Genomic DNA, 10,926 nt, shown 5'->3' with positions numbered 1-10,926 from the left:
ACGAAAAATAGGGCGTTTCGGCTTTTAGAAGTTAGTTTGACCGAACCGAATTCTGTACGGTTTTCCCCCCTTGTCTTCTTTCCTTCCTTGTCCTCCTTGTCTTGTCCCAACCCTAAAATAAAAAACCTACACCTGTCAGGGTTCCGGGGGGGACTGATGGTGCTGGCGTTGGGGGGTTGAGAGGGCGATTTGGGCTGGGAACTTGCCGAGTTAAGGTAGCAAGCTGAGACTCAATGCGGTTTATTTGCGATCGCAACTGGAAGTTCTCGGTTTCTAGGCGCGAGAGGCGTGAGGCTAAAGCGGCGGTGGATTGGGCGGAGGTTAAAGGGGGAAAGATGAGAATTCCGATCAGGAATGCTAGGCAGATGATGCCGATTTTCTTGAGCATGATAATTGAGGGGTGGTGGTAGAGTAAATAAGCTGGGCGAATGGAATTCGCAGCTACACAAACAAAGTCCGCCTTCGCGGACTTACAACTTGCACTTTATCGGAAACGAATAGAAGCAGTTTTTTACATATAGCAGTCGCCAGGGTCATTAGGACATCAGATGAATGCCGCTTATTGCGTCGATGCACGTTTAGTGTCCTAACCGTTGTGGCGGTTGCTATATCAACGCGCTTTATCACTACGAGGAATGATTTAATTAATCAGTTAGCCATTAATTCCCAAGTAGGAATTATTGATTTCTGTCGATGGTGAATCGGCTGATTTCTGATGTAGTTAGCTATCTGGTCAAGATTATCATGGCTAACACTGAACGCGCCGTAGCTGCCTTGCCATTTGAAGAATTCCCCTGACTTAATTTCATGTGTAACTAAATGAGAAGAACTTCCTTTAATTTGTTTGATTAAGTCGGAAACCGCTAGAGTAGGGGGAAAACTTATTAATAGATGTACATGATCTTCAATACCGCCCAAGGTAATAACTGTACATTTTAGCTGTTGGCATTCCCCAATAATTGCTGCATGAACTGCCTCCTGGATATCGCTCGTAATCAAAGGCAATCTATCCCAAGTTGCCCAAACACAATGCAGATACAACTGCGTAAAATTAGACCTCATATTTCTTGAACCCCTGATATTATAACCCAGTCCGCGAAGGCGGACTTCGTTTGTGTAGCCGCGATTTCAATCGCCCCTTTGTTTGTGTGGTTCCGCGATTTTAATCGCCCCGAACTGGATAATCTGGACTTATGTTCTGCTCACGTCGTATACTCGGCATTAATTTTCACATAGTCATAACTCAAATCACAGCCCCACGCCTTACCCGTACCCGGCTCATTGCCAATACTCACCGAAATTAAAATGGTATCCTCTTTCAAATACGCCCCAGTCGCGGCATTTTTCAAATAAGCACTCGCCGCATCTCGGTCAAAGGGTAAAGGTTGACCCTTATCCATTAGCACAAAATCCCCCATCTGAATCCGCAAGGCTTCTTGGGAAAAAGGGACATCTGCACGCCCCGCCGCGCCTGCAATTCTTCCCCAGTTGGGATCACGACCAAATATGGCAGATTTCACCAGGGATGAACCCGCAATCGTTCGGGCAATTTGACGGGCGGCTTGATCATTGGGTGCGCCTGTAACCTGTACTTCCATCAAACACGTCGCCCCTTCGCCATCTCGTGCGATCGCCTTGGCTAAATGTTGGCATACAGCCGTCAGCATCGCCTCTAGCTTTTCGGCATGGGGTCCCATTTCTGTAATCGCTGAGGTGCGGGATTGACCATTCGCCAAGGCAATCAGGGTATCGTTGGTACTGGTATCGCCATCGACGGTAATTTGATTAAAGCTTTTATCTGCCGCCCGACTTAACATTTTTTGCCATAACGGTGTAGACACTACCGCATCACAGGTAACAAACGCCAACAGGGTTGCCATATTCGGGTGAATCATCCCTGAACCCTTAGCAATCCCGCCAATTCGTACCGGGCGATCGTCAATCGTGGTTTCCAAGGCAATGGATTTTGTCACCAAATCTGTCGTAATAATCGCTTGGGAAGCAGCATTGGAACCCAGTTCTGATAAGCCTTCCACCAATTGAGGAATTCCGGCGAGGAGGGCATCCATGCGAATACGCTGTCCAATTACACCCGTGGAGCCTAATAAGATAGACTCTGGAGCAATATTCAAGGCTTGTGCCAATGCCTTCGCCGAGTCCAAAGCATCTTGCCACCCGGCTTCCCCGGTTGCCGCATTCGCTTGACCAGCGTTCACTAAAATGGCACGGGCGCTGGCTTTTTTTTGCAAACGCTGACGACAATAGGTAACAGGTGCAGCACAAACCTGATTCTGGGTAAAGACTCCGGCTGCGATCGCCTCAATATCCGATACAATCAATGCTAAATCTGGCAGTCCTGAAGGCTTAAGTCCAGCTACTATTCCAGATGCACGATATCCTCTAGGTGCTGTGACGCCACCTGTAATTTCCTGCCAGTCTGACATGATTTTTTCCCTCAACCTGGTAGTGGTTCGAGTAGCGATTATATCAACACTCAGGGTCAATAATCGGTAAATTTCACTTTTGTGCTGTAATACTATTTCTCTTCACTCGAATCGTGCAACGAATACACCCCCCTGCTAACGGAAGTTCCCCCAGCCCAGAAATCAAAACTGCCTCACCGTGCGGCTTTCCGCGCTTTTTTAGCCGCCCTACATGGGTACAGCTTTTGAGGGGGTTTAGTCCTCAAACGACTACGGAATAAGGCTTTAGCCTGGGTGTAGTACATCTGCACGGGGGCTTCAGGTTAACAATCGTGCCTAAATCTTCAGGTTAATGGGCAGACAGATTAGGACTTAGGCATTGACCCAAAAGTGCAACTATGCCTAAAAAATCGTGGAAATTACCAAGGAATGCCAACCATGGTGAATCCTGCCCAATAATAGGGATGGGATAGTTCGGAATCATTCAGGTTTTTCAACTGTTGCGGTAGGCTTACGGTTATATCTGTTCCCACCAGTTGACCCGATTCAATCCGCACCTCTCCCCGCAGCATGGCAATTTGGGCTTGTTGCAGGGCTTTGGCTTTGATGGTAATTTCGTCTTTGCGTAGTTGGGAATAAAATCCCGTCATCAGGGCTAATGTGCCAGCATCGTTGACTTTCCAGAGACTGGCGAGGGCGGATTTGACCCCGGCTTGTATGGCTAAACCTGCAAATCCCATCTCGGCATTTTCATCGCCGACAGCGGTTTTACAGGCGCTGAGGGTTAGGAGTTCGACGGTGGGAGGGGCGTACCATTCGACGAGTCTGAGTTCCTCTAATCCTAGTTTCTCGTCCCACAGTTGGATGTAAGCGCCTTTACCGCCGTCTAAGGGAAAGTCGGCGTGGGTGGCGAGGTGAACGATACTGTAGGGTTTTTGGCGGCGCTGAGTGCGGAGGTTATCGAGGGTAAAGTCTTGGTTTTGGAAGGATTCCCCTGTCCATAAGTTGCCGACAATGGTGGATAATTCTAGGGGAACAGAGGGTAAATCGTCTTGGGTGGAATTGGAAAAGTCGTCTCTTCCCATGGCTAAAACTTGAGCGTCTTTTAGGGTTTGATAACTGGTATCGGTGAGGCTGAAGTTGGGAACAAACCCGATACTATAGTTTTCCACTAGGAATTGTTGTCCGTCGTGGAGGGCGGCGAGGGGAATTAGGCGTAATCCGGCATCCATGGAGAAGATGAGGGTATCGATTTCTAGGTGTTCGATTTCATTTTCTAGGGGAGCAAGTAGCCATTTATAGAGGGTTTGAGCGGTGGGTAAGTAGGCGTGGCTGGTGTTATTGTTAATCGCGTGGTTGAATTTTTTTAATTCTTGCTCTAGTTTTTTGCGGTTGATATTGGGGATGGTTTTGGGGATGGGTGGGGTGTCGGGGGTGACTAAGACGAGTTGCAGTTGGTCGGGAAAGGCGCGAACATAGATAACGACGGCTCGTTGTCCGGTTTGACTTTCGATGGTTTTTAGGGTTTCGCGTAAGCTTTCGGCGGTGATGTTTTTATCGGTGAGGTTTTCACCGAAGTAGTCTTCATATTGGTCTTCAAAGAGTTGGTCGATTTCAGCAATGATGTCATCTTGTTGGTTGGCTTGTAGTGGCGGTAGGGGGTTGTTAACGTTTAGGGATAGAGTATGGGTGGGATTATGAGAGGTTGTCCAGTTAATACTATAATCGCCAGTTTCTGGGTTTTGGTTAATATCCGTATCGGCTTCTATAATATTCCCCACCCGCAGGGCTAATGATTCAATGGGGTTTTGGTTAATATCCAGCTTGGGTGTGGGTTCGGGAACAGGTATCGGTGTAGAGGGAAGGGGAATCTCGCCTAATATTGAGATAATTTGAATCCGATTCCTATCTCGTTTGTGGGTAAAGAAATAGTCTCTGGTGGGTTCAATCGTCTGTATCCCCGCATCATCATCTCTGGTAATCGCGCCTGCTGTGCCATTGATATCAGGATTACCGACAATAAAGGGAATCTCACCGTCTCCGCCGTGGCGAATAATAATGGTTCCACCGTTGTCACGCCCAGCGACAGAAATACTGGCGTTGATGTTATTTTGGTCGATGAAGGAGTCGGTGGCTTGGAAATAACTGGGGGTAGTAATATCGACATCTCCACCTCTGCCATCACCCAGACTTTGAGCGTTAATCTGGCTGACTTTTATATTGCCACGGGCGTTGAGGGTAATATCACCGCCATCATTAAGGTTAGAGGAATCAAGAATACCTGTTTCAATTTGTCCGCTATTGCTGGTAAGGGAAATACCTGCGGGTGAGGTTAAATCTCCGGTTTTGATTTGTCCACGGGTACTGGTAAAAGAAATGGCTGTGGGTGAGGTGAGATTATCGGTAATAATGTTATTGATAGCTGTGATGTTAACCCCGATTGGGTTATCGGTAATATTGCCTTGAATGATTAAATTGTTGAGAGGGGTTGAGCCACCGATAATATCGTTAAATTCAATAATACCGTTTTCCGTTTCGAGAGTCAGGTTTTGAGTTCCATCAATAGTGTCGTGGAAGGTAATATCACCAGTACCCGATAGGGTGATAGAAATATCGTCAGCGAGGATAACTGAACCGTTGAAGATTAGGCTATTTTGATTGGTGGTGATATCGCCACTGAGAGTAATCGTGTTTGGTGCGGTAAGTTGGATTTCTCCGCCTTGGTTTGTTTGAGAAATAGCGTCAATTTGAGCAGAGGTAATGCTATCTGCGGCGTTAAGGGTAATATTACCACCTGTTCCCAAACCCGAGGAGGTAATGAGTGCGCCTTGGCTGGTATCAATATTCCCATTTTCGCTAGTAATGGTAATGTTGCCACTATTGCCACTAAAACCACTCAAGAATGAGGTGATTTCACCTGTGGAAATATCGCGGGGGGCAAAAAGAGTTATATTCCCGCCATTTTCACCACCTGCGGCATTGAGAATACCTGCTGATGTATCAATAGCACCACCGCTGGTAAGTATGATATCTCCCCCATTGGCACTACCAGACGTATCAATACCAGCGGTTTTAATGTCGCCAGGAGCCTCAAGAGTAATGCTACCGCCATTCCCACTCTGAGAAAGAGTTGTTAGATTACCTGAACTGGTATCAATAGAGCCTTCTCTACTAATAATAGTAATTGTGCCGCCATTACCGATAGTGTTTTGGTTGGTATTAATTGAACCCACAGTAATATTGGTGTGAGCAGAGAGAGTGACATCTCCAGGATTATCACCGCTATTTGAGGCATTTAGAGATCCACCATCATCGTTATTAATCTCTATCGCTCCTTCTTTGCTGATGATGGTAATGTTGCCACTATCACCTACAGCTGTTACGTTTGGAGTTCCTCCAGCAAAACTCTCTATACAAAAAGAGTTAGGGCAATCAATGGTGATATCACCTGTAGCCATAAGTTTGATATTACCACCGCCGTTGTTTGAGAAAGAAGCTGGACCGCTCCCTATTAAGGTTATACTGCCGCCAGCTTCTATAGTAATATCGCTATTTTTTCCCTCAACAGATGTAATTATATTACTGATTCTTCCTGTTGAAATAATATCGCCTCCTGCCTTCAGTTTTATTTCACCTGTATTATTCTCAAAAACGTTGGCTGAAATGGAACCTGTGAAAATGTTGCCTACAGCCTCAAAAATCACGGTACGTGGAGCGCCTCCTGCTGTTTGATTTTGGTTAATATTTTCTACCTGAATGTTTCCTCCTGAGCGTAAAATTAATGCTCGAAAGTTTGCCAAAATAAATTCATCTGTATTGGGGATAGCACCTGCAAAATTTTCGTCTCTACCATTGATATCAACATCTCCATTAAATATAATATTTCCCGTTCCTGAAGTTGTATCTACCTTAAGGGATGCCCCTGTATATCCCCCAGAAATATAGTCACCAGGCTGAGTAAAAATTGGATCATTTAAACTAACAAAATCAGCAGGTTCTCCTGATAAGTCTAGAATAGAGACGTTATTCCCACTGCTAAAATGAGCATCCCCTGAAATAATCCCATTACTGACTAAACTGAGGTTTCCGCCACTCACAAACGGTGTTTGGGGATGATTCAGCGCCCAAATATCAATCCCCTGATTCCCCTGAATGTATAAATTCCCGCCAGCTTGGGCGATGAAACGATTCGTCGCATTATCCCGCGCAAAGACGGTATTCTCAGCTAAAAGATTTAAATCTCCTGTTGTTACCAAAGAGGGCGCACGTCGGTGCGCCCCTACGGGAACTAACATTAAATTGTTAGACGCCGATAATGTCGCGGTTTGGGCTGTTATACTGTTAGCGATCGCGTCTCCATTTCCGACGCTGAATTCTGTATCGTTTACCTGTACCGTTTCCTCTGGAACTGTTAACCCTGTCTCCCCTGTTTCATCACTCCCTGTCAACAATGTCGCCAAATCCAATGGCGCAACCGGAAGCAACATCCCCTCATTATCCCGTGGCGGTGCTATTTCCAAACTCAATAACTGTCCCGGTTGACTAATCCTGACCAAACTTTCCCCCGGAACCGCCGCAACTGTAATATTTCCTCCCGGTGCAGCCAATTCCCCAGTGCTGATAACAGTACCCCCTAGTAAGGTTAAATTCTGCCCTTCTGTTACCGCTAAATTCCCCGCATTAAGCACGCTTCCCGGTTGCGCTAAATCAAAGGCAAAACTACTGGGATTTCCCACTAAAGTCTGATACTCATTTCCATCAAACGCATTAAACCAATTCCCCTCACCAAAACCAATCCCTGTGGCTGTCGTTGCTGTAAAATCCGCCGGGACATTCAACCACGCATTTTCCCCAAACACAATCCCCGCCGGATTCATGAGAAATAAATTAGAATTGCCCCCGCTTACCTGAATCAATCCGTTAATAATTGAAGCGTCACCGCCAACCACCCGCCCGAAAATATTGCGAATGTCAGGATTCGATAAAAAGTTAGCAATTTGACCCGACTCTAATCCAAATTCCTGGAAACTATGGAATAAATTCGCCCCATCTTCCGAAAGCGTGTTGCCTTCAATATTAAATTGATTGCCATCAATGGTAATCGTTGTCGCAGTTCCATCGGTTTCTGCTGTAATCGATTGGGCTTGTACCCATTCACCGCTAAAGGGTGTGAACAGAGCAATGGCGGCTATCCATCGGCTAATGGTTTTGATGGCTGAGTGGTTGTTTCTGAGTAAATGCGATACCTGATTTATAAACATAGTTTGCCTCTCTTTTTAAGACTATTTTCAATAGGACGGTTGGTCAATTTATCAGGGGATATGAGTCCTCATCTGTGTCAACTTAAGCTATAGCCCTCACCCCCAGCCCTCACCCCCAGCCCCTCTCCCAAGCTTGGGAGAGGGGAGCAAGAGGGGAGCAAGAGAGTCCGGACATAATTTAATTTCATGAATCAGAAAAAAGAACGCGACAACCTTGGGGTAGAGACGTGCCATGGCGCGTCTGGAACAATTTGAGATGTGAAAATTATCATTCATTGATTAATTCCTCCAACGTGGTTTCTAACTGTTTCACCCGTTCCCCATCTCCTAACCGTTGATAGACATCCAAAGCCAAATTAAACGAACGAATCGCGGCATCGTTTTGATCTAATGCCAACTGGGTTTGTGCCAACCCCTCTAATCCGGCGGCTTGTTCTTCTAAATCATTTGGATTGACTAACGCCACCGCTTTGGTATAGTAAGTATTAGCTTGGGGCACTAGCGCCAACTCATCCAAATAGAGTTCCCCTAAACGGCGATAAATCGGGGCTGATTCCACCCCACTAGCCACTAACTCTTCCAAAAGCGCGATCGCAGCCGCAATCAGGTGGTTCTCTGCATATAGCTGAACCTGTGCTAGGGCTTTGGCTGAGTCTTCCCAGTCTTGTTGGCTAATTTCGGCGGCTTTGTCGCGAACAATCTCAGCTTGAGCGGGATCGAGTACAGTAAAATGAAGTCCTCCCGGTCGAGAGGGTTCGTCTAAGGATGACGCCCCTGGGTTAGCTTGGATGATGGCTAAATATTCAACACCGGGATTCAGAGGTGACTCCCCCGGATAAGCTACTTGCGTCTCACTTACCTCAGTTGTCCAATTTGCCACCATCTCACCCTTCGGCGTCACCCCTTCTACGGTGACGGTGTAACTCGTCGCCCCCGGTACCCGATTCCAGCGTAGCGTCGGTTGCTGAGTCAGTAACGCCGTGCGACGGGGACTGATCAGGTAAGGGATAGGCGCATTACTCCAAGCAATTTTATCACCGCGATCGGGACAATCCACCAAACTGCTGTTACATTTATCCTCCTCAGTTTCCCTGGCGCAGCGATTCAACTGCTGTTCCCCCGCCGATACCACCCACTGGGTTGAATCCGCACAGTACACCAAAACCTGCGCCCCGTTTGTTGTCAGCAGTTGATCTCCAGGATACAGATAGGTTCCCGGACTTGGGGATAAGATACTACCATGCGATCGCTCTATCTGTACCTCACCTTGAATTTGAATAATTTGTCCATTGGCAAGTCTCCGGGATGTGGCTAAAGCGATGCCCATTTTCCAACGTGGCGCTGTTAACCCAATCATCGCCAGTAAACTCAGACTCATTGCCATAAACTGTTGAGATTTCATCAATTTCCCCCGGTTTCTACACGTTGGTTTGCCCAACTAATACAGTCATGTTGTTCCGGAACCCGATGTTGTGAATACTTCAGTGTATTCTTCCAGGCTGTCAGCGCCGCTTGTTCTCTCCCCTTAGCGTCTAAAACTTGAGCCAAGAGACAGTGGGAATGCGGGCTATCGACTTCTAATTCAATCGCTTGGCGCAGATTTTTTTCCGCTGCGATTAAATTCTCTTCTTTTAATAATATCCAACCTAAATTTTTAAAGCAGGCGGCTTTGACGGCATCATAGTCCGTCAATTGTAAACATTGATGAATCGCCGATAACGCTTCTCTATGGTTATCATCAATAATCTGCAAACGAGCCACTTGAGCATAGCCTTCTGGTAGTCCCCGTAGCGCTGCCTGTTGGTATCCTTGAAAGGCACAATTCACATCATTTAGGTCTTTATCACAGAGATAGGCTAAATTATAGTGAGGATTGGCATAACTAGGATTAAACCAGGTGGCGGTGCGGTAGTAAATTTGAGCTTGCCAAAGCTGCCCGTTTTGGTGCTTTTCTACGCCCAATTGATCCAGAGACGTTGCTATCCAATCCCCGGCTAAAACGTAGCTGCTAATACAGCCAAATACCAGGATTGGGCTAAACTTAATTAACCGATTTAACGTCAGACGAATAAATCGGAATCTAGGAGTAATAGCAGCACCAGAAACCTGACTCGGCAACTGCCCAGAACCCCGCAATTCCGGCAACGTTAGGGGTATCACCGCCGGATGCTGACAAATCACAGGCAACCAACTCGCCCCCGGAAATCGATCCTCTAACCCTTTCAATCGTTGCCGCGCCTGTCTTACTGCCAAATGAAAGGGTTCTCCCCAAGCAAATTCGCGCAAAAAATACTGTAAAAACGCTTGAGCCACAGCATCAACAACAGGTTCCCGCATGGCAATGGTTGGCGGTAAAGGAATTCGGGCGGCGGCTAAATCTCGCACCAATCCCAACCCATCACAGGAGTTAAAAATAACCAACTGTAATCCCCGCTCAATTGCCCGACTCAGGGCTTCTTGTAACTCATAAATGGTTAAACTATTATGCTGTGTATTTTGATTAATAAAAATCCGTCCATTTTGGGCATTTTCATCACTCACACTATGTCCAGCAAAGACTACAATATCCCACCCAGCTTGCCACAGTTGATCATTTAATTCCTCCCGTTCCGGTTCCACCAGCAACTTCGCGTCTACCCCCGGCAACTGTCGTAGCAGACGCCAATCTTTCTTAAGATTAAGTCCGCGACTATCCCCCAGAATCACTAGCAATTTTACCGCCGCACCCGCAGGCTTAAACCGTTGCCGAATTGGGGCGGGATAGTTAGAACTACTCAAACAAACTTCAGCATAAGGGAAATCCTGTTTTGCCAAGTTCCAGAGATGCCAAGGGAGTCGCCATACCTGATCATTATCACTTTCAACAATAATCTGAATCTGTTGACTCGGACTTAATTGAGTTCTCAGTTGCGACTCAATCCCCTGAAATCCCGCCGCCGCCAACCACCCATTAATACTGGTTTCTAACCGCTGAGTAATCTCACCAAACGCGCCATCAGAAATATTGGTAATCCCAGAGGGAGCAACTTCGATAGGGGAACGTTTATTCTGGCGATAAAGTAACTGATAAAGGAGTCGCCAATTGGTGTACAGTTGCGGAATTTCCGGTGCTGGCGGCAAAGAACCACTCATTTGCATCCCCAGATTTCCCGGTTGTCCCAACCGTGCCGTAACTGAAGGAAATCCCTGATTAAAATCCCCTTGTCCTAAATTTAAGACGACTAACTCACTCATAGCGGTAA

The 10,926-nt window shown here is 46.7% G+C and carries 6 protein-coding genes; all 6 read right to left on the bottom strand.

What is annotated here, in order from left to right:
* Window positions 1–112: 112 nt before the first annotated feature.
* The gene (locus RIG66_RS19680; protein ID WP_446380438.1) at window positions 113–388 is read right to left on the bottom strand and encodes a hypothetical protein; all 276 of its coding nucleotides are present in this window, start codon (window positions 386–388) and stop codon (window positions 113–115) included.
* Window positions 389–648: 260 nt separating this feature from the next.
* Window positions 649–1,062 carry an IS200/IS605 family transposase gene (tnpA, locus tag RIG66_RS19675; RefSeq protein ID WP_446380437.1) on the bottom strand — a complete coding sequence of 138 codons (414 nt, stop codon included), beginning with the start codon at window positions 1,060–1,062 and terminating at the stop codon, window positions 649–651.
* Between the two features lie 140 nt (window positions 1,063–1,202).
* Window positions 1,203–2,444 (bottom strand): bifunctional ornithine acetyltransferase/N-acetylglutamate synthase, encoded by a 1,242-nt coding sequence (argJ, locus tag RIG66_RS19670; RefSeq protein WP_446380436.1) that lies wholly within the window; start codon window positions 2,442–2,444, stop codon window positions 1,203–1,205.
* Between the two features lie 398 nt (window positions 2,445–2,842).
* Entirely contained in the window at window positions 2,843–7,684 is a 4,842-nt protein-coding gene (locus tag RIG66_RS19665; protein ID WP_446380435.1) for a CHAT domain-containing protein, read from the bottom strand.
* Between the two features lie 268 nt (window positions 7,685–7,952).
* Window positions 7,953–9,086 carry a hypothetical protein gene (locus RIG66_RS19660; RefSeq protein WP_446380434.1) on the bottom strand — a complete coding sequence of 378 codons (1,134 nt, stop codon included), beginning with the start codon at window positions 9,084–9,086 and terminating at the stop codon, window positions 7,953–7,955.
* Window positions 9,086–10,918 carry a CHAT domain-containing tetratricopeptide repeat protein gene (locus tag RIG66_RS19655; RefSeq protein WP_446380433.1) on the bottom strand — a complete coding sequence of 611 codons (1,833 nt, stop codon included), beginning with the start codon at window positions 10,916–10,918 and terminating at the stop codon, window positions 9,086–9,088. Before RIG66_RS19655 ends, RIG66_RS19660 begins: the two co-directional genes overlap by 1 nt.
* Window positions 10,919–10,926 lie beyond the last annotated feature (8 nt).

Origin of the sequence: Coleofasciculus sp. E2-BRE-01, from assembly GCF_040221695.1 — a bacterium.
Lineage (GTDB): Bacteria > Cyanobacteriota > Cyanobacteriia > Cyanobacteriales > Coleofasciculaceae > Coleofasciculus.
This window is presented reverse-complemented; position numbering and strand designations above follow the sequence as displayed.

Coding starts and splice junctions, on each gene's coding strand:
- argJ (WP_446380436.1), bottom strand. CDS start 2,444: ATGTCAGACTGGCAGGAAATTACAGGTGGCGTCACAGCACCTAGAGGA.
- RIG66_RS19660 (WP_446380434.1), bottom strand. CDS start 9,086: ATGAAATCTCAACAGTTTATGGCAATGAGTCTGAGTTTACTGGCGATG.
- RIG66_RS19655 (WP_446380433.1), bottom strand. CDS start 10,918: ATGAGTGAGTTAGTCGTCTTAAATTTAGGACAAGGGGATTTTAATCAG.
- tnpA (WP_446380437.1), bottom strand. CDS start 1,062: ATGAGGTCTAATTTTACGCAGTTGTATCTGCATTGTGTTTGGGCAACT.
- RIG66_RS19680 (WP_446380438.1), bottom strand. CDS start 388: ATGCTCAAGAAAATCGGCATCATCTGCCTAGCATTCCTGATCGGAATT.
- RIG66_RS19665 (WP_446380435.1), bottom strand. CDS start 7,684: ATGTTTATAAATCAGGTATCGCATTTACTCAGAAACAACCACTCAGCC.